Origin of the sequence: Nostoc sp. TCL240-02 (genome assembly GCF_013343235.1) — a bacterium.
GTDB lineage: Bacteria > Cyanobacteriota > Cyanobacteriia > Cyanobacteriales > Nostocaceae > Nostoc.
Genome location: NZ_CP040094.1, coordinates 3,516,641 through 3,535,103, shown reverse-complemented (window position 1 = coordinate 3,535,103; position 18,463 = coordinate 3,516,641). Strand labels below are relative to the sequence as shown.

Below are 18,463 nucleotides of genomic sequence, written 5' to 3'. Positions count from 1 at the left end.
GCAAAGTCTCCACTTAAGATGTGGCTTTAGCAGGTTCGCAAAGTGCAGTAATTATTTCCGGAATCACCTGATTCAAGTTCCCAGCCCCTAAAAACAGCGCCAAGTCTCCTCGGCGTAATGTTTTTAACAAGTACTCATGCACTAAGGGTAAAGTTGGTTGATAAACGACAGGAGAATGGTGTTTAGCAATTTCTGCCGCTAAATCTTCACCAGTAATTTGCCCTAAATTGGGTTCGCCTGCACTGTAAATATCAGTCAGCACAACCAAATCAGCATGGGTAAAAGACTCGGCAAATTCTTCTAAAAAGGTCAGTGTTCGGCTATAGCGATGGGGTTGGAAGATAGCAACCACTCTTTGTCCTGGTCTTGCCTGTAAACGTGCGGCGGCGAGAGTAGCGCGAATCTCGCTAGGATGATGAGCATAGTCATCAATGAAGGTAATGCCATCAACTTCACCCCGAAGCTCAAAGCGTCGTCTTGCTCCTTCAAAGGTGGCGATGCCTTTAGCGATCGCTCCAAATTCTAAGCCCAAGGCGCGACCAACAGCTACTGCTGCTAGAGCATTGCTGAGATTGTGGCGACTGAGAAGCCGCAACTTCAACACGCCCAAGGCTTTGCCTCTTTCCCAAACTAGAGCCGTGGTGCCATCAGCACGATAATCAATATTAGTAACGGTGTAGTCAGCGTCGGTATCCGAGTGTAGGCTGTAGCTGATTGTGGGTTGCAAGCGATCGCGCACTGTCGCACAGTCAATACTACCGATTAAAGTTTTACAACCCTTAGCAAATGTCTGGAAGATGTCAATTACTTCTTCTAATGTATCGTAATGGTCAGGATGATCGAGTTCAATATTGGTGATGATGCCAATTTCTGGAGCGTGTTTTACCAAAGAACCATCAGATTCATCTGCTTCGGCTACCAAATATTGGCTTTGTCCCAATCGAGCATTACCTTCCCAAGCATTGACTTCGCCACCTACTAAAATCGTTGGGTCTAGACCTGCTTCCAGAAGCATATAACCAATCATGCTACTGGTTGTAGTTTTGCCGTGTGTTCCTGCCACTGCAATACTGTAGTAATCGGAAATTAAAGCAGCTAGTACATCTGAACGATGCAAAACTGGACAACCTAATTCCAACGCTGCTTTGTATTCTAAATTATTAGTGTTAATTGCTGTTGAACAAATGACTTGAGGTAATTTTGACTTAGTATCAGCAGGTAATTGTTCTTGTGAATTTAATACTTGAGGACGAAAGAATTCGAGATTACTTGCCTCTTGTCTACCAAAAATATGGGCACCGATAGATTCCAATTTGTGCGTAATGTGGTTTGGACGAAGATCCGAACCTGATACTGGAAATTGACGCTTGGCGAGAACGTATGCCAGAGCAGACATACCTATGCCGCCGATGCCAATAAAATGAAATGGTCTACCACTAAAATCTACAGAATTAGTCATTTATTGCTCCTCTTACACCACACCACACCATAATCACAAATGACACGCGTATCATAACAGGAATTTGATTTTTACCGTAACTACTCCTATATCGTATTTATGTTTAATGCCCAGATGTTGTTTCTGGTATGGTTTTGCGTGTTCAGAATGATTTTACCTTGGTTGGAGGTTTTTACTATTTCTGAACTGTTGTTAAGATTATTCTGAAAATTTTGGCTACATCGGGAAAGAAATTCTTGTAATGTCAAATACATATTTTTGTCTACCTTACTGGAATTGGCTACATAATACATTGTTTAGTGAAACTGATTTGAAATTGCATCAAGTTTAGCCGTGAATTGACTACAATAGTACATTGGTAATGAAACTATTTTTCAATTGCATAAAACCCAGGCATAACTGGATGCAGCAACTAGCAATTTTTGGTGGCACATTTGATCCAATTCACTGGGGACACCTGCTCGTAGCCGAGACAGCAATGCAAGAAGTATCTCTTGAAAAGGTAATTTGGGTGCCATCCCTAAATCCTCCTCATAAAGAAGCAGCTTTGTTTAAGCATCGCGTGGAAATGCTGCAATTAGCCATAAAAGATAACCCAGCGTTTACTGTCTCATTAGTGGAGACAAATCGCTCTGGGACTTCTTATGGCATTAACACTCTGATTGACTTATCTACTTGTTACCCAAATACTCACTGGTACTGGATTGTGGGCTTGGATACTTTCCAAACCTTACCTCGTTGGTACCGTGGACACGAACTAGCACAAATGTGTGATTGGTTAATCGCACCCCGACTGCTAGGTGGTGAGACTATAACTCAAAGCAAATTAATCTGCAAGCAAGTGGAGCAACAACTGAGGGAGCAGTCGTATACCATTTACTGGCAACTCTTGGATATACCTTTAGTAGGAGTTTCGTCAAGTCTAATTCGCAAATTTTGCCGCGAACGCCAGTCAATTCGTTATTTAGTACCGGAATCGGTTAGATCATATATCACTAACAACAATCTCTACTCCTACAAATCTGAATAAATTATGTGTTTTTTTATTGATCTAACACTTTATGGTTAAAAGTGCCCCCCCCCTTTGCGATATGATTGGGGTCAACGATATCAACATATAAGCATAAATACAGAGGGCAAGACACTGTGATTAGAGTTGCAATCAACGGTTTCGGGCGGATTGGACGTAACTTTGCGCGTTGCTGGGTGGGTAGAGAGAATAGTCGGATCGATCTTGTCGCTATTAATGACACTTCAGACCCTAGAACCAATGCTCACCTACTAAAGTATGACTCAATGCTAGGTAAGATCAAAGGTGCTGAGATTAGTGCCGATGATAACTCTATCATCGTTAACGGTAAGACCATTAAGTGCGTATCCGACCGTAACCCAGAAAAATTGCCCTGGAAAGATTGGGGAATTGACCTAATTATCGAAGCAACCGGCGTATTTACTAGCAAAGAAGGAGCGCTTAAGCACGTAAATGCTGGAGCCAAGAAAGTTCTGATTACCGCTCCTGGTAAAAACGAGGATGGTACTTTTGTGGTTGGTGTGAATCATCATGATTATGACCACAACATACACAACATTATCAGTAACGCTAGTTGTACTACCAACTGCTTGGCACCAATTGCCAAGGTGTTGAACGATAAGTTTGGCATCATCAAAGGTACGATGACCACCACCCACAGCTATACAGGCGACCAGCGTTTGCTAGACGCTTCTCACCGGGATTTGCGACGGGCGAGGGCCGCAGCGATAAACATTGTACCCACCTCCACTGGTGCAGCAAAAGCAGTGGCACTGGTTATCCCAGACCTGAAAGGCAAGCTTAATGGCGTTGCCTTACGCGTACCAACCCCGAACGTCTCAATGGTAGATTTCGTAGTTCAGGTTGAGAAGCGTACTATTACTGAAGAAGTTAACCAAGCTCTCAAAGATGCTGCTGAAGGCCAACTTAAAGGCATTTTGGACTATAGCGAACTAGAACTGGTATCTTCCGATTATCAAGGTAGCGATGCTTCTTCGATTGTTGATTCCAGCTTGACTTTGGTTATGGGCAATGACTTAGTAAAAGTTATGGCATGGTATGACAACGAGTGGGGTTACAGCCAACGAGTTTTGGATTTGGCAGAATTGGTAGCCGAGAAGTGGCAATAATTTGTCATTAGTCATTTAGTTATTGGTCATTGGTCATTGGAAAAATGACAAAAGACTATTGAGCAAAATGTTGAAATCCCTGGCTGAGACTCAGAACTTGGTCAGGGAATTTTTTTTGTTCGTCGTGCAATAGTACTGTTGATCCGGATGTAATGTTGCCGACGATCGCAGCACCTTGACCAAGATGTTGTACTAAGGCTAATGCTGGCTCTTGTGGTAAGCAAAGCACTAATTCAAAGTCTTCGCCACCGTATAGAGCATAAGCTAGTGCTTGTTCTGGTGTTAGCCAATGGTCAAAAGCTACTGGCATGGAAATTTGTCTGCGTTCTAAGATAGCGCCAACACCACTGACGCGGCAGATTTGGATAATCGCATCTGCTAAACCATCACTACTATCCATACCAGCAATGGGCATGGGGCATGGGGATGCTAAAATTTTCCAGAGGATTGGTAATACATCTAATCGTGGCTGTGGGCGCTGGTGTGCGTGGATTAAAGCCGTGCGTTCTGTATCTTTGAGGTGTTGTCCTAATTCGGGGTGTAAGAGCAGTTCTAAGCCAGCATGGGAAGCTCCATGAACGCCTGTAACAACGATCGCATCTCCCACTACAGCAGCAGAACGACGGATAATTTGATTAGGGTTAACTTGACCAAAAGCGGTAATTGCCAAAGTCGTCACAGGCGATCGCACCACATCACCCCCGACAATTGAGGTATTGTATTTTTGCAGGCATTCTGTCATTCCTTGGTAGAGTCGCTCAACCCAACTCACCCTAACTTCACCTGGAAGTCCCAACCCGACGGTAATTCCCAATGGGGAAGCACCCATTGCGGCTAAATCTGATAAATTGGCAGCAGCAGCCCGCCAACCAGCATCTTCTGGGGAAGTGGTGAGGTTGCTAAAATGTATGCCGTCAACTAGCACATCTGTAGTCACCACCAAAGATTGCTCTGGTGCAGTCTCAAGGACTGCTGCATCATCGCCAATAATTTCTGGAGGACAGAAGCGCTGCAATTTTTCTAAAAGACCTTGTTCGCCAATATCTTTTACTTGTTGAGAAGATAAGTCACTATTCACAATCGGTTTTCCGTGTTGCAAAATTACTAAGAAAACTGATGATTTGCTTTACTGTTTAATATAAAAGTATCGTCTAGGGGTCAGTTGGGATGGTAACAACTCCAGTAAGCAGCATCACGTTTGAGGAGTACTTAACTTATGATGATGGTAGCGATTTCAATTATGAATTGGTGGATGGCAAGCTAGAGCTAATGAACCCACCTACTATTGAACATTTCCTGATTGCCAAATTTCTTGAGCAATTACTAGATACAGAAATTAAACGTTGTAGCTCACCTTGGCTGTGTTTTCGAGAAAGTGGGGTGAGAACAGGGAGAAATAAATCTAGGTTGACTGATTTGTGTGTGGTGACAGTAGAGCAAGCCAGAGAATTGTTGAATGCCTCAGCAGTATTTCAGTCACCCCCGTTACTAATTGTCGAGGTAGTCAGTCCAGAGTCGGTTAAACGAGATTATCGTTATAAAAGGTCTGAATATGCGGCCTTAGAGGTTTCTGAATATTGGATTGTAGACCCACTCGAAGCAAAAATTTCAGTATTATTACTGGAAGAGGGATTTTACGAAGAAACAGTTTTTACCGCCACCCAGGAAATTGGATCACGGACTTTTCCAGAATTAGCGATCGCAGTCGATCGAGTGTTCGCTACCGGAAATCTAAATTAGGGGAGTTAAGAGTTAGGAGTTATTCTTCCTCTGCTCCCTCATCTTCCCCATTCCCCTCTCCTCTTCTTATACAGCTTGCGGCTCAACCAGATTTTCTATTCCCTGGACGACTTTTGCCGATTCAATTTTGTCACCCGCTTTCAGTTTCTCCAAAACTTCTCTGCCTTCAGTAAGATAGCCAAAAACCGCATAACGACCATCCAATAAGTTGCGTCCGGCGGGGGTGAGTTCTGGTTCAAACAAAAAGAAGAAGAATTGCGAAGAACCACCATTTACTTCACTTTCGGGACGAGCCATCACGACTGCCCCAAAAGCAGAGAAAGGTAAAACTGGCATATCAACATAACGACCAGCTTCTTCTAGCGTAATGCCATAAGTAGGTGCTTTATCACCCTGGACTAAGACTTCTAAGGGAATAGCGCGATATTTGCCCGTTTTGGGATCGATGTAACCCACGTCTTTACCGGCGGGATCTCCAGTTTGCAGAAAGTAAGATTCTTCAGAACGGGTAAATTCCAAGCCATTGTAAAAACCCTTCTGTACTAAATCGACAAAATTACCAGCAGTGACAGGGGCGCTATAACCGTCTACTACAAGGTTTAAATCGCCTTTATTGGTTTTGATTTCTACAGTGGCACGACCTTTAAGTTGTGGTAGGTTACTGAACTGGGCAGGCACTTCAAAGGGGAATTCTTTCACCATTGACTCTTCTATCTGAGTGACGAGATTCAGAAGTTTGCCTCTTTCTTGTAGAATTTGTTCTTTATCTTTGCTATTCGCCAATTCTTCTAATTTACCCACCCCAGATTTCAACTCGGTAATCCAAGCTTCAGCTTGGGGTTGGCGTTCTGCGGGAACGCTTGTTAAGATTTGGGAGGGTTTATCGAGAATACGGGATGCTTTGCTGATGTCCTTGGAAATTGCACCCCATCGCCGATTTGCCCGCAGCTGGGCAGAGATGTCCTCTAGACTGGCTTGTAGTTGCCGTACAGGTTTGTTATCTATTGGGAGTGCATATCGCAACAAAGCCTTGCCATCGGTAATTGCGTTGCCAGATGGCAGCGCGGCGCTACTGGAGGGAGTCCACCCAGCTGTAGTTATGCCTAAAAATATTGTTACCAGCAGTATTGCCATTAGGCTGTTCTTCAGCCAGGATTTTAATAAGTTAAGCATGGGATAACTCAAATGCAGCATTAATTTGTTGACTGGACGTAACCCATAAATAATCTTCCCACGTTAAGGGCTGAGTGGATCAGAGGTCTAGGGCAGGGTAACAAATGACAACTAACTAATGACAAATGCCCAATGACGACTCTAGAAGGGTACAATAAATGCCGATTGTCTTCCAAAATTTGAAAGTTTCATGATCTCCAGTAACGACTTTCGACCCGGTGTTTCAATTGTATTGGATGGGTCTGTATGGCGAGTGCTTGAATTCCTACACGTCAAGCCAGGTAAAGGTTCTGCCTTTGTCCGAACTAAGTTAAAAAATGTCCAGAGTGGGAGCGTGATGGAAAAAACGTTCCGAGCTGGGGAAACAGTGCCCCAAGCCACCCTAGAAAAAAGTACGATGCAGCATACCTATAAAGAGGGCGATGAGTTCGTCTTTATGGATATGGAAACCTATGAAGAAGGCAGATTGACCCGCGCACAAATTGGCGATCGCGTCAAATACCTGAAGGAAGGTATGGAAGCTGAAGTTATTAAGTGGGGCGACCAGGTGCTGGGAGTAGAATTGCCTAAATCTGTGGTTCTGGAAATTGTACAAACAGATCCAGGCTTAAAAGGTGACACTGCTACCGGTGGCTCAAAACCAGCAACTTTGGAAACTGGTGCAATTGTGATGGTTCCTTTGTTTATTTCTCAAGGAGAACGAATCAAAGTTGATACCCAGGAAGATAAATATATCAGCAGGGAATAACTTTCATCTCTATGGAGATGCTTGTTCACGATTGAAATCCCTATATAAGGATTTAATCCCTGCCACACTTAAGATGCTAATTTACGGATAGGTCGAGGTAATAAAAACTGTGCCATTGGACTTTAATGAAATCCGCCAACTATTGGCAACGATCGCACAAACAGATATTGCAGAAGTCACGCTCAAAAGCGATGATTTTGAACTAACAGTCCGTAAGGCTGTGAGCGTCAGCAATCAGATGTTGTCGGTAGGTCAAGGAACCTTCGGCGGTGTGGTAGGTTCTGGCTTGACATCGGGTTCATCTGGGGGAAACCAGGTGAACGCGAGTCAGGTAACGGAGGTGTCCACATCTCGCGTGTTTGAGAATACTGGTACTAGCACACAATTGCAGTTGTCAGTAAATGCTCCCTCAATCATCGATCAGAGATTAGTGGAAGTGCCTTCCCCAATGGTGGGAACGTTTTATCGTGCTCCTGCGCCTGGGGAAGCGGCATTTGTGGAAGTTGGCGATCGCATCCGCAAGGGTCAAACCGTCTGTATCATTGAGGCCATGAAGCTGATGAATGAAATCGAAGCCGAAGTCTCTGGACAGGTGATGGAAATTCTTCTCCAAAATGGTGACGCTGTAGAATATGGTCAACCTTTGATGCGAATTAACCCCGATTAAGTATTAATCTATATATCAAATGAGTCATCTAAAATGAGTCATCGTTAAAACTTCAGTCCTTGCGGGTTAATCCTGATGAAACAAACGTTGCCTTTACCGCCAGAAGTGGTGCAACAAGTAGCTGAATACTTCAGCCTGTTAAGTGAGCCGATGCGCTTGCGGCTGCTCCACTTATTACGGGATGAAGAAAAATGCGTGCAAGAGTTGGTAGAGGCAACACAGACTTCTCAGGCAAATGTGTCAAAACACCTGAAGGTAATGTGGCAAGCAGGTATCCTTAGCCGCCGCAGTGAAGGAACTTGCGCCTATTACCGGGTGGAAGATGAAATGATTTTTGATTTGTGTAATCGGGTTTGCGATCGCCTGGCCACAAGGTTAGAGGAGCAAGCCCGTAATTTTCGTGTGTTAAATAGCAAACGTTAGGTCTTTTGTCCTTTGTCCTTTGCTAATGACCAATAACTAAAGCTGATAATTTTTCTCAAAGCTTTCACGAGTTAGTGGTTGTTGTAACTCTACGCCTTCACCACCTAAAACATCCAATGGTTTGCCGTTCACGTCAATGTAAACCTTGGCTTTAGGATTTAAACTTGTCGCGGTATAAACAACTTGTCCGACGCGACCCATCATTGATGTGCTACCACCACCACTGGTAAAATCTTCAGATAAATTAACGTGAACTTCGTCATTTTCTGATTTCAGTCCCAACAGCTTAGTTCCTTTGGGGATAGTTGTGGAATCTGTTCCTTCTGTCGGCCCTGCCAACAAACTTTGGAAAGCTGCTTCTAAAGGCTGGCTGGCTCGTATAGAAGCGACTTTAACCGGTTGGGGAACCAAAGCAACACTTTTATCTTTTGGTCTGAGCCAATAAACATTAGGGCTTTGCTCATTAGCTGGCTGCCTAGTTGATGGCTGTGCTGGTTGAGCGATAGGCCCAGAGGGGTTTGATGGTGTGGGAGGATTGCTGGAGTGTGTAGTAAACCAAGCCACACCGCCACCCACCGCTACAACCACTGCTGAAACGGCTGCAATTGCGCCTGAAGAAATGCGATTAGATCCTTGTTGGTCTTTCATGTTCAAAACCTTCCTGACTGAGGGCTGATATGGTAGTTATGTGAGGAGCAGCCTGGTTAAAGACGATACTTACAAGTAGAGAGTTTCCCGAAACCTGGAGGAGACTTTATGCCTCAAAAGGCGATTATTTTTAATTTCGCAAGTCTCTTTTTCAATTTTAGAATTTATATTTCTAATCCGTCACCTACCAAATTATGTAAATTTCATTCTTTTTGGAGATGATTAAATTTACAATTCAGTCGTAGATGCTTTTGCAGCTTGCCGCAGGCTGGAAAACGCAGAGGAACACAAAGTAAAGTATTTATTCCTCTGCGGAAGTTTTAGTGTTTAATTATTTACATTAATTGCGGCGGTAATCCATTGTTGGAGTGTAGTGGTAACTTCATTAATGACTATTTCTTGAGATTTACGGGTGGCTCTTTCTACAACTTCGACTTTGCCATTAGTGATCGCCCGCCCGGTTACAATCCTATATGGGATACCAATCAAGTCAGCATCTTTAAATTTCACTCCCGCCCGTTCGTCGCGGTCATCTAGTAAAGTTTCAATTCCGGCTTGATTGAGTTCTGTGTAAAGTTTTTGGGCGATTTCGACTTGTTGAGCATCCTTAATGTTGGGAATTGTCACAATCGCGTGGTAGGGTGCGATCGCAACTGGCCAAATAATCCCATCTTTATCGTAAAATTGCTCTACGGCAGCTTGTGCTAACCGCGACACACCCACACCAAAACAACCCATAAATAGCGGCTTTTCTTCACCCTGTTCATTTGTATAAGTTGCTCCCATCGCTTGGGAATATTTAGTGCCTAATTGGAATATATGACCGGCTTCAATTCCACGGGCGCTTTGTAAGGTTTGTTCTGGGTTATGGATGGCGCGATCGCCTGGTCTTGCCTTACGAATATCTACTACTCGTGGTAACTTAAATTGCTCACCCCAATTAGCACCAACTACGTGATAACCAGCTTCATTCGCGCCTGTAACAAAGTTTTTTAAATCAACGGCTGTTTGATCCACTAAGCGCAAAAACTTGGGATGAATCTGTTTATTAGCAGCAATATACTCATCTGCAATGTCTGGCGCAATGTAGCCTAAAGGTAGAGATTTCGCTGTCCATGTTTGCTGGGCTTCTACATTTGGTACATTCAAACTAATAATAGTTTTAGCGCCATATTCAGAAGCTAATTTAGTCAGTTCATTTTGCAACTTGACTTCATTAACTTCCTGATCGCCTCGGATATTTACCAAAACCAACACCGTTATACCATTATCATAAACTGTCTGATAAAGGACATTTTTCACCAATTGAGTAGGAGAACAGTTGAGGAGTTGGCAGACCTTTTCAATCGTTTCTGTTCCAGGTGTATCGCGTTTTTCGTAGGTTGTAAACCGTGAGCTTTCCGCGTCAATTGGTAAAGAAACAGCCTTTTCTACGTTAGCGGCGTATTTGCCATCCTCAGTGTAGAGAACTTCGTCTTCCCCAGCTTCCGCTAAAATCATAAATTCTGTGGAACCAGAACCACCAATTGCACCAGAATCAGCTTCTACTGCCCGAAAAGCTAAACCAGAACGCCGTAGCATATTGCTGTAGGCTTTATACATATCCTGGTAAGTTTCTTTGAGGCTGGCTTCATCGGCATGGAACGAGTAGCCGTCTTTCATGATAAATTCTCGTCCACGCATCAAACCAAAGCGGGGACGAATTTCATCGCGGAACTTGGTTTGAATTTGGTAGAGATGTAGAGGTAGTTGACGATACGAGCGAATCATATCACGAGCGATCGCTGTAATTACTTCCTCATGAGTTGGGCCTAATCCTAATTGTTGCTCGCGGCGGTCAATTAGGGAAAACATAATTCCCTCAGCTTTGGTGTAAGTGTCCCAGCGTCCCGATTCCTTCCATAATTCCGCAGGTTGTAATTGTGGTAACAGACATTCTTGTGCGCCTGTAGCGTTCATTTCTTCCCGCACAATCTGGGAAACTTTTTGCAGTACCCGCCACATTAGCGGCAGATAAGCATAGATACCACTACCGATGCGACGAATGTAACCTGCACGGAGTAATAATTTATGGCTGGGAATCTCAGCATCAGCTGGATCATCCCGCAGTGTAACGAATAACATTTGTGAAAGTCGCATCGTTTATTCCCTTTCCAGAATCACTAATTTCTATGTCAACTAAAGTATGAAGTATTAAGGATGAAGTACAAAGTACACAGCGTTATTTATTTTTCATTTTTACTTATAGCCTTCCGCCCTTTTTTATCGTAACTTCAGGAGAAAAATACCTTGGCAGATGTAATTTATCAAGCACAGCCACCCTTAGAATTTATTCCTCCGGCGTTTAACCCCTTATTTCTACGAGTTGTCCATCTGTTGCTACCCAGTTGGATAAACTGGCAAACATCTATTACCCAAATTGAAGCAGACAACGTAGAGGTTCTAGTGGATCTCTATCGCCAGTTTCAGGAGGGTAAGATCCGTTTTATGCTGGCATTTCGCCATCCGAAAACAGACGATCCGTTTTGTTTGGCCTACTTGTTGTCTCAACTTGTACCAAAGATAGCGCGATCGCAGGACACAACACTACAACTTCCAATTCACGCTCATTTTATCTACGATCGCGGCATTCCTCTCTGGGCAGGTTCCTACGTTGGTTGGATTGCTTCTCGTTTAGGTGGGACTCCGATTCAGCGAGGTAAGGCTGACTGGACGGGATTACGTTCGGCGCGTGACTTGTTCGCCAATGGGAAATTCCCGATGGCGGCTGCGCCAGAGGGTGCAACCAATGGTTTATCGGAGAATATCAGCCCCCTGGAACCTGGTATCGCCCAATTAGGCTTTTGGTGTGCTGAAGATTTACACAAAGCTGAACGCCCCGAACAGGTTCTAATTGTACCAGTTGGGATTAAATATAGTTACGTTGATGCTCCTTGGGATGCGATCGCCAATCTTTTAACTGAATTGGAAGCAGCTAGTGGTTTACCTGTAAATTCGGCAGAAAATGCTTCTATAGAATCGCTTTATCCTCGGTTGTTGACTTTAGCAGAACATTTACTTTCGCTGATGGAAAAATTTTACACGCGATTTTATCATCTCAAGCTGCCAGATATCAAAACAGTAGTAGGAGAAATTGAAGATAGAAATGAAGCGCTAGCAGTTCGTTTGCAAGCTTTGTTGAATGCAGCGTTACTAATATCAGAACAGTATTTTGATTTGCAGTCAAAAGGTACATTAAGTGATCGATGTCGGCGAGTAGAACAAGCAGGGTGGAATTATATATTTAGAGAAGATTTTAAGGATGCAAAAGGAGTATCTGCTGTCGAAAGAGCTTTAGGCGGTCGCGTTGCAGAAGAAGCGAATGCGCGGATGTGGCACATGCGTTTAGTAGAAAGTTTTGTCGCAGTTTCTGGTAATTATATTCGTGAGAAACCGACCGTAGAAAGGTTTGCTGAAACGACTTTAATTTTATGGCAAATGATTACTAAAATCAAAGGCGCTAAAGGTATACAACGTCCACAATTGGGTAAGCAAAAAGTCAAAATTAATGTGGGTGAACCCATATCTATTTCTGAGCGTTACCCGACATATCAGGAAAATCGGTTGTCTGCTAGACAAGCTGTTGCTGATGTTACTAATGATTTGCAACACGCATTGGAAGGATTGATTTGATTCAGAGGGTGGCATCTTTAGCTAGGAACCAAAATAAAGGTGTCAGCCATCAGGAGGCTTATTGATTTTGATCTCTGGCTTTTAACTTTCTTGACTAGCAAGAGTGCAATGTAAATGCCCAAGTGTTCATCCAAATCAGAGCAGACAAAAAACTTTTAGCGATCGCACATTTAAATGCTCTGTACGTAGATACTGACGGAGTATGGTTTATTAAGCTTACACAAACCCAAAAGTTTTTCAAAACTGTCTAAGTACAATGCATGTAAAAAACTGTAGGCTACTAGACCTGCCTGGCTTTGCTTCAATTTCTGCTTTCAAACAATCGGTTAGATAAAAGCAATCTTATCTAAATATGTCATTTGTTATTTGAGTTTTATAAAACTATCGTTAAGTTATCCAAATTATATTTTCAGAAGAATCACGCTTTTATGTTTTTGTAATTCAAATTACAAATAAATAAGTCCAGGAAGTTGTGATTCTCTAAATCAAGTTATAAATAATGAAAACTCAAAAACTATTCAATTTACTGAAGGTTGGTATTGCTACTTTTGGAATTTTCTTTGTGGCTGGTCAAGGAGCGTATGCCTCCGACTTAAAGGGAACAGCATTTAGCATATCTTTGGAGTGTATGAATGACACAGCTGGTCTTCTCATGGGTCAAAACTCCACCGATGCTAATGGCTGGCAGTATGCATTTGATTCAAACACAGATGGGATGAACGGAAATTACTGGGTTGGTGCTGCGCCAGGGAAAGTAAATCCCTACGATATCTCTGGTATGGCTATCAAAGAAACTGCTACCAGCGTTATTGTGGCAATCAATGGCAATATGAAGTTAACAGGAGAGGCTGAACAGGGTGCTGCGGGCGGTCAGATTGGATATGGTGATTTGTTCTTCAATATGGCTGGTAAGACCTTTGAAAATGCTATGAGCAGTGGGGATTTGTTTGGTATTCATTTCTCCTCAGTTAATGCTTCAGGGGTACAACAACTAGGTGTTTATAGTGGTGTTCAAGCAAAGACAGTTGCTGATAGCAAAGAGGGCTACAGTGTTGGATATGGTGGTTTGGCAGGAGATGGATGGATTTCTTACGAAACTCAGGTACAACAAGGTGGTGGTGTTGTTGGTTATGGTGATTTGACTAGTAGTTACTTTACCAATAATGGCAAGGACAAAACATTTAATCTCAATGTCATCGACTCTGGAAATTACCTAAATGGAATCTCGTTCTTAGCGCAGGGTGATATAACGCAGCAGTTGCTAACTACTGGTTATGATGCCAACAAATTCAATGGTACACAAACCATTGCATTTGAATTTAAGAAATCTGGTATTGTCCAACCCACTCCTGAGCCTGCTAGTCTTGCTGGTTTAGGAATTGTCGGTCTGGCACTAGTTGGCAGCAAACGGCGCAAGAAATTAGCGTAGCCATTGGGTGGGGACTATTTGCAATAAGGCTTGATTTATCTTCAGTGAGTAATGCCATTTTGGATAAAGCTTAAGTGAAAAGTATCCCAAACTGTGTAGATTTAGCCATTACATAATAAATAAAGTTAAATGCCTTTACTTTTTAGTCAGGGCATTTATTTTTTTTAAACACCATCATATAGGGTAATATAGCGCGTCTACTCACGATAATAAAGTTGAGCGATCGCGTTTTATATTTTAACCTGGAAATACCTTAGATAAATCCACAACTAAATCAGGTAGACAGGGCAGATTAACTAATTCATTTGGCAGATAAATCAACTTGCGACGATAACCAAATTTACCTTGTAAACCTTGATAAGGTTCGCCATAGCACTCTAGATAATTATCTACTAAATTAAATATCCAATAATCAGAAATACCTGCTTCGGCATAAATAGGTAGCTTTTCCTCTTGGTCATATTTTAAGGATGAATCGGCAATCTCAATTAAGAGTAAAATATCAGATGGGCTGGGATGATTCGCTAGATAGTCATCATCTCTATTTTTTGCAATTACTCTATCTGGTTCAGGCTCACTGTTATTAGACAAAGTAATTGGTTGTTGTCCTCGCAGGGTTGCGCGATCACCTACTAGCTTATATAATTCTCTCTCTAGGCGTGTTTCACAAACAGAGTGCGGTGTACCTTTTGCTGCCATCTGAATTATTTCACCCTTAATTAGTTCAACTCGCTCATCTTCCTCAAAGAAGCCGAGTTCAGCTAGACGGTGATATTCAGCTATAGTAAAGCGTTTAGCAGTGGTAAGGCTCATAACAACTACGAGAATGCAGAGTTATTTTTATCTTAATAGACAAGGGAGCTACACAGACGATACCAACAACAAATAGGGGTAAAAGTTTTACCCCTACAAACTTGCGTATTATTTGAAGAATAGCTAGAGAATATTATTACTCTGTTAAGTGACTTTCTAGTAAAGATGCGATCGCGTCAGGATGAATATTCTTGTATTTCTTTTTACCAAGGTGTAAAACACAGTTGGGAGCGCTGCTACAGCATTTTTGGCAGCTAGTATGTTCAATGGTAACTTTGTCTAACAAACCGCGATCGCACAAAGTTTTTTCTAACTCTGATAATAACCCTTTCCCACCACGTTTCAGACAACCGCCCTTTTGACATACCATAATCCTCGCTTTGATTTGAGGTGGTAAATCTTGCTTTGGACACCCATTAATTGGTGTTACTTGATAGGCTTTAATTTTAATTTCACTTGTACGCGAATCTATCTTACTATAACCACAAACGCGAACTTGCTGACCAGGAACTAAGGATGAACTTAGAGAACGGCGCAACTCTTTAGACAGTTTAACTTCCACATTTCCAGATGGAATTGCCAATTGCAAGTATTTATATTTTCCAGATTCACCACCAACAAAACCTAGTAACTGTCCCTCAAGGTTCAATTCTGATAACGTCAAATGTTTGTCACCCATGATTGATAAAAAGTTATTGGGGATTGGGAATTGGGAATTGGGAATTGGGAATTGAGAATTGAGAATTGGAAAAGTATTGCTAAATATTTATTCCCCAGTCCCCAGTCCCCAATCCCCAGTCCCCAGAACCATTACGCGAGGCGTTTAGCTTCTACTGTTTGAGGTAAATTTGCTGTGTCTGGCAAATCACGAAATTCCAATTCCCAACCATTTGCTAGGGTGAGAATCTTGCCATCATTTCCATCAGTTTGTCTGACTACTTCTTCTTCAAGGTCTTTTTTAGCAACGTAGACTACTAAAGTACCGGCATCATTCATGCGTAGCATTACTTTCATGAGATTCCTCAACAGATTCTAGTTCTTTTTTCTTACAGCCGACGACGAATCCTGTTTCCAAGAAATGCACAGCATATATATAGGAAGTCTGCAAATATGTTCCTATACTGGCTATGTAGCCGATATCTCCTTTGTTCACTAAAACTTGCCCGACTTCTTTACCAGGGAAAGTACCATCGTTCTTGAGCAGTTTCCGAACTCTGACTTTTTCACCAATTTCAAAAGCAGGTGGCAAGTTTAGCTCTAATTCATCGCGTTGCATGAGAGTACCTCTGTTCTCTGACCAAATTCAATAGTTCTTCTGTCGTCAGGCTGCGTTTTTTCTGTACCGATTGATGGCGCACTGCGTCTAAAACAGATTGGGTTTCTTGGGAGTTCAAGAAAATTCCATGCTGTTCTAGCAAGTTTGAAACCAAATGCCGTCCAGAATGTTTACCTAATACTAAACGCCGTTCCCAACCCACCTCTTCGGGGGCAAATGGTTCGTAGGTAATGGGATTCTGCAATACCCCGTGAGCATGGATGCCAGATTCGTGAGCAAAGGTATTTTCGCCAACGATCGCTTTCCAAGGTGGTACGCTAGCTCCTGATGCGGCTGCAACTAGTTGAGACAGTTCCAGCAAACCGGGTGTGTCAATGCCCAAATCAACGCCGTAGATGCGTTTAATCGCCATGACAACTTCTTCTAAAGCTGCATTTCCCGCTCTTTCACCTAATCCATTGACTGTGGTATTCACTGATAAGGCTCCGGCTTTGATACCCGCAAGAGCGTTGGCTGTTGCCATCCCAAAATCATTGTGGGTGTGGATTTCTAGGGGAATCATCAAAGCTGAAACCAGCCGTTTAACCTTGGTGTAGGTGGTGAAAGGATCGAGAACTCCTACGGTGTCGCAGAAGCGGAACCGGGATGCACCCCATTCTTGGGCATAAAGCGCTACATCTAAGAGGAAGTTTTCATCAGCCCTGGAAGAATCTTCTCCGCCGACTGCTACCCAAAGACCTTGATCGACGGCGAAGCTGATACAGTCTTTGAGTTTTTGCAAACTGACTCGCCATTGACCGTGGAATTTAGCGGCGATTTGGATACCAGAGACGGGAATGGCGATATGCACCCGGTTCAGTCCGCAAGCAATAGAAGCCTTAATATCTGAGATAACAGCGCGGTTCCAGCCGAGGAGTTTTGCTTGTAAACCCAAGTCAGAAATTGCGGCGATCGCCCGGGTTTCTTCATCACCCATTGCTGGGATACCCACTTCTAATTCGGGAATACCAATGGAATCAAGAAACTTAGCGATCGCAACCTTTTCTTCTAGGGTAAAAGCAACACCTGCTGCCTGTTCGCCATCACGTAGTGTAGTGTCATTAATTATGATTTGATTCATTGCAAATATCCCTCTCTTGGAAGTATTCTTAATATCCTTTCTCTCTACAATCCCCAGCGATGGCAAATGCTAAAAATATCACAATTCATAATGTAGGATACATGATCCTTAATTATTGACCTATTAGCAGCATCACATCTGTATGACAGGGAACTAAAACAATGTATAAATTACAAATCGTTTTTACCGATGTCAGTTGATTTCTGTTCGAGTAGCAATGAACTAATATAACTATTAGCAAATCCTGAACAAAGTAAAACACAGAAACCAGCAATTAAGGATGTAATCATCTTAGTAACCTCATATTTTCTAGAGCATTAGTGTGTACTTTCGGCAGGTAATGGGACTGGGAGCTACAGGATACAAATTCGCTAACTGTGTTCTGCTAGCCAATCAAAAATCTTTCCTAGCTGCTCCAAATCAACTAAACCATACTGCCAGAGGAGCATCGGTAGTGGCCCATTTTCTAATTCACGGTGTCGCAGAGCTACAGCAATATCGGCATTTGAAAGTTCAAGTTCGTTGTGCAAAAAAGTGAGGAGTCTTATATCTCTATTCCGAGTCGCCATAAATGATTGAACTTTCAATTTCTAATTTGGGAAAAACTTAAAAATTAGAAATCCCAATTTATATTTAGGAATTTCGCCTTTTTAATTGTTGCTATTTGTCAGGAAAAATTTAGATTTACTAGAATAAATAAAATCTAAATCCCATCTAATCCATCTCAGTCTGCAATAAATTCTGCAAGCATACAGTAGCTTCAAACTCTAAACCTATTTGAGCTTTGTGCATCTATGAACAAAAGGGATAAAGTGCAGCGATTTCGTCCTGAATTCAAGATTAATAGACGCGATTAATCTCTGTAATGCCAGCAACGCTCTAGCCATTCTAATAATTCCTGACGAGAACCAAGAAGTTGCATAACTGTACTGCGAATTAGAATTGCTTCCAGTAAATTGTTCACTTGCACTCGTAAAGAACCATCAGGGGGACAGCAACTCTGAATTTTTAACTCTTGTAGTCGGTGATAAATTCGCCAGCGATCGCCTAGAGGTATCTGCAAAACGTGATTTGTCATTTGTCCTTTGTCCCTTGTACTGAGCGGAGTCGTTGGCATAGCCTCTCGTTAGAGAAG

Annotated in this window: 20 protein-coding genes; 8 read left to right on the top strand and 12 right to left on the bottom strand. The window is 42.6% G+C overall.

The window, feature by feature from the left end:
• Positions 1-13 precede the first annotated feature (13 nt).
• Entirely contained in the window at positions 14-1,459 is a 1,446-nt protein-coding gene (murC, locus tag FBB35_RS15180; RefSeq protein ID WP_174710353.1) for a UDP-N-acetylmuramate--L-alanine ligase, read from the bottom strand.
• Between the two features lie 403 nt (positions 1,460-1,862).
• On the opposite strand from murC, the gene nadD reads away from it, so the two are divergent.
• Positions 1,863-2,489 carry a nicotinate (nicotinamide) nucleotide adenylyltransferase gene (nadD, locus tag FBB35_RS15175; RefSeq protein ID WP_174710352.1) on the top strand — a complete coding sequence of 209 codons (627 nt, stop codon included), beginning with the start codon at positions 1,863-1,865 and terminating at the stop codon, positions 2,487-2,489.
• Between the two features lie 116 nt (positions 2,490-2,605).
• Positions 2,606-3,619, top strand: a complete 1,014-nt coding sequence (locus tag FBB35_RS15170; protein WP_174710351.1) for a type I glyceraldehyde-3-phosphate dehydrogenase — start codon at positions 2,606-2,608, stop codon at positions 3,617-3,619.
• 55 nt (positions 3,620-3,674) lie between these two features.
• Here FBB35_RS15170 and thiL read toward each other — a convergent pair whose 3' ends face one another.
• A complete protein-coding gene (thiL, locus tag FBB35_RS15165; RefSeq protein ID WP_174710350.1) occupies positions 3,675-4,697 on the bottom strand; it encodes a thiamine-phosphate kinase in 1,023 nt (340 codons plus the stop codon).
• A gap of 89 nt (positions 4,698-4,786) precedes the next feature.
• Here thiL and FBB35_RS15160 point away from each other — a divergent pair, with 89 nt between their 5' ends.
• A complete protein-coding gene (locus tag FBB35_RS15160) occupies positions 4,787-5,359 on the top strand; it encodes a Uma2 family endonuclease (protein ID WP_174710349.1) in 573 nt (190 codons plus the stop codon).
• Between the two features lie 66 nt (positions 5,360-5,425).
• On the opposite strand, the gene FBB35_RS15155 is transcribed toward FBB35_RS15160, so the two are convergent.
• Complete coding sequence (locus FBB35_RS15155) at positions 5,426-6,532, bottom strand: peptidylprolyl isomerase (protein WP_174710348.1); 1,107 nt, start codon at positions 6,530-6,532, stop codon at positions 5,426-5,428.
• A 190-nt stretch (positions 6,533-6,722) separates the two neighbouring features.
• On the opposite strand from FBB35_RS15155, the gene efp reads away from it, so the two are divergent.
• The 3 genes from efp (at position 6,723) to FBB35_RS15140 (ending at position 8,370) form a co-directional block, all read left to right on the top strand.
• Positions 6,723-7,280, top strand: a complete 558-nt coding sequence (gene efp / locus FBB35_RS15150) for an elongation factor P (RefSeq protein ID WP_114083704.1) — start codon at positions 6,723-6,725, stop codon at positions 7,278-7,280.
• Between the two features lie 109 nt (positions 7,281-7,389).
• The gene (gene accB, locus FBB35_RS15145) at positions 7,390-7,947 is read left to right on the top strand and encodes an acetyl-CoA carboxylase biotin carboxyl carrier protein (RefSeq protein WP_174710347.1); all 558 of its coding nucleotides are present in this window, start codon (positions 7,390-7,392) and stop codon (positions 7,945-7,947) included.
• A 75-nt stretch (positions 7,948-8,022) separates the two neighbouring features.
• Positions 8,023-8,370 carry a metalloregulator ArsR/SmtB family transcription factor gene (locus tag FBB35_RS15140; RefSeq protein ID WP_012407243.1) on the top strand — a complete coding sequence of 116 codons (348 nt, stop codon included), beginning with the start codon at positions 8,023-8,025 and terminating at the stop codon, positions 8,368-8,370.
• A 36-nt stretch (positions 8,371-8,406) separates the two neighbouring features.
• Here FBB35_RS15140 and FBB35_RS15135 read toward each other — a convergent pair whose 3' ends face one another.
• Together FBB35_RS15135 and FBB35_RS15130 are read right to left on the bottom strand one after the other, a co-directional pair.
• A complete protein-coding gene (locus FBB35_RS15135) occupies positions 8,407-9,018 on the bottom strand; it encodes a GerMN domain-containing protein (protein ID WP_174710346.1) in 612 nt (203 codons plus the stop codon).
• Positions 9,019-9,345: 327 nt separating this feature from the next.
• Positions 9,346-11,157: a proline--tRNA ligase gene (locus FBB35_RS15130; protein WP_174710345.1), complete on the bottom strand. Its 1,812-nt coding sequence runs from the start codon at positions 11,155-11,157 to the stop codon at positions 9,346-9,348.
• Positions 11,158-11,307: 150 nt separating this feature from the next.
• Here FBB35_RS15130 and FBB35_RS15125 point away from each other — a divergent pair, with 150 nt between their 5' ends.
• Positions 11,308-12,690 (top strand): 1-acyl-sn-glycerol-3-phosphate acyltransferase, encoded by a 1,383-nt coding sequence (locus FBB35_RS15125; protein WP_174710344.1) that lies wholly within the window; start codon positions 11,308-11,310, stop codon positions 12,688-12,690.
• 499 nt (positions 12,691-13,189) lie between these two features.
• Positions 13,190-14,119, top strand: coding sequence for a PEP-CTERM sorting domain-containing protein (locus FBB35_RS15120; RefSeq protein WP_174710343.1), 930 nt, complete (start codon positions 13,190-13,192; stop codon positions 14,117-14,119).
• 237 nt (positions 14,120-14,356) lie between these two features.
• Here FBB35_RS15120 and FBB35_RS15115 read toward each other — a convergent pair whose 3' ends face one another.
• The 7 genes from FBB35_RS15115 to FBB35_RS15085 all read right to left on the bottom strand — a co-directional run bounded on the left by FBB35_RS15115 (position 14,357) and on the right by FBB35_RS15085 (position 18,406).
• Positions 14,357-14,932 (bottom strand): Uma2 family endonuclease, encoded by a 576-nt coding sequence (locus FBB35_RS15115; protein WP_174710342.1) that lies wholly within the window; start codon positions 14,930-14,932, stop codon positions 14,357-14,359.
• A gap of 136 nt (positions 14,933-15,068) precedes the next feature.
• Entirely contained in the window at positions 15,069-15,611 is a 543-nt protein-coding gene (locus FBB35_RS15110) for a (2Fe-2S) ferredoxin domain-containing protein (RefSeq protein WP_174710341.1), read from the bottom strand.
• 131 nt (positions 15,612-15,742) lie between these two features.
• Positions 15,743-15,946 (bottom strand): putative nitrogen fixation protein NifT, encoded by a 204-nt coding sequence (gene nifT, locus FBB35_RS15105; RefSeq protein ID WP_174710340.1) that lies wholly within the window; start codon positions 15,944-15,946, stop codon positions 15,743-15,745.
• Positions 15,921-16,208, bottom strand: coding sequence for a nitrogen fixation protein NifZ (locus tag FBB35_RS15100; protein WP_012407236.1), 288 nt, complete (start codon positions 16,206-16,208; stop codon positions 15,921-15,923). Before FBB35_RS15100 ends, nifT begins: the two co-directional genes overlap by 26 nt.
• Positions 16,195-17,328 (bottom strand): homocitrate synthase, encoded by a 1,134-nt coding sequence (nifV, locus tag FBB35_RS15095; RefSeq protein WP_174710339.1) that lies wholly within the window; start codon positions 17,326-17,328, stop codon positions 16,195-16,197. The genes FBB35_RS15100 and nifV overlap by 14 nt, the downstream gene beginning before the upstream one ends.
• 371 nt (positions 17,329-17,699) lie before the next feature.
• Positions 17,700-17,897 (bottom strand): DUF2949 domain-containing protein, encoded by a 198-nt coding sequence (locus tag FBB35_RS15090; RefSeq protein WP_174710338.1) that lies wholly within the window; start codon positions 17,895-17,897, stop codon positions 17,700-17,702.
• A 284-nt stretch (positions 17,898-18,181) separates the two neighbouring features.
• Positions 18,182-18,406 carry an Asr1405/Asl0597 family protein gene (locus FBB35_RS15085; RefSeq protein WP_174710337.1) on the bottom strand — a complete coding sequence of 75 codons (225 nt, stop codon included), beginning with the start codon at positions 18,404-18,406 and terminating at the stop codon, positions 18,182-18,184.
• Positions 18,407-18,463 lie beyond the last annotated feature (57 nt).

What these genes read in the sequence shown, in the direction of transcription:
- murC (WP_174710353.1), bottom strand. Translation starts at nt 1,459, where the DNA reads ATGACTAATTCTGTAGATTTTAGTGGTAGACCATTTCATTTTATTGGC.
- nadD (WP_174710352.1), top strand. Translation starts at nt 1,863, where the DNA reads ATGCAGCAACTAGCAATTTTTGGTGGCACATTTGATCCAATTCACTGG.
- FBB35_RS15160 (WP_174710349.1), top strand. Translation starts at nt 4,787, where the DNA reads ATGGTAACAACTCCAGTAAGCAGCATCACGTTTGAGGAGTACTTAACT.
- FBB35_RS15155 (WP_174710348.1), bottom strand. Translation starts at nt 6,532, where the DNA reads ATGCTTAACTTATTAAAATCCTGGCTGAAGAACAGCCTAATGGCAATA.
- efp (WP_114083704.1), top strand. Translation starts at nt 6,723, where the DNA reads ATGATCTCCAGTAACGACTTTCGACCCGGTGTTTCAATTGTATTGGAT.
- FBB35_RS15140 (WP_012407243.1), top strand. Translation starts at nt 8,023, where the DNA reads ATGAAACAAACGTTGCCTTTACCGCCAGAAGTGGTGCAACAAGTAGCT.
- FBB35_RS15135 (WP_174710346.1), bottom strand. Translation starts at nt 9,018, where the DNA reads ATGAAAGACCAACAAGGATCTAATCGCATTTCTTCAGGCGCAATTGCA.
- FBB35_RS15130 (WP_174710345.1), bottom strand. Translation starts at nt 11,157, where the DNA reads ATGCGACTTTCACAAATGTTATTCGTTACACTGCGGGATGATCCAGCT.
- FBB35_RS15120 (WP_174710343.1), top strand. Translation starts at nt 13,190, where the DNA reads ATGAAAACTCAAAAACTATTCAATTTACTGAAGGTTGGTATTGCTACT.
- FBB35_RS15115 (WP_174710342.1), bottom strand. Translation starts at nt 14,932, where the DNA reads ATGAGCCTTACCACTGCTAAACGCTTTACTATAGCTGAATATCACCGT.
- FBB35_RS15110 (WP_174710341.1), bottom strand. Translation starts at nt 15,611, where the DNA reads ATGGGTGACAAACATTTGACGTTATCAGAATTGAACCTTGAGGGACAG.
- nifT (WP_174710340.1), bottom strand. Translation starts at nt 15,946, where the DNA reads ATGAAAGTAATGCTACGCATGAATGATGCCGGTACTTTAGTAGTCTAC.
- FBB35_RS15100 (WP_012407236.1), bottom strand. Translation starts at nt 16,208, where the DNA reads ATGCAACGCGATGAATTAGAGCTAAACTTGCCACCTGCTTTTGAAATT.
- nifV (WP_174710339.1), bottom strand. Translation starts at nt 17,328, where the DNA reads ATGAATCAAATCATAATTAATGACACTACACTACGTGATGGCGAACAG.
- FBB35_RS15090 (WP_174710338.1), bottom strand. Translation starts at nt 17,897, where the DNA reads ATGGCGACTCGGAATAGAGATATAAGACTCCTCACTTTTTTGCACAAC.
- FBB35_RS15085 (WP_174710337.1), bottom strand. Translation starts at nt 18,406, where the DNA reads ATGACAAATCACGTTTTGCAGATACCTCTAGGCGATCGCTGGCGAATT.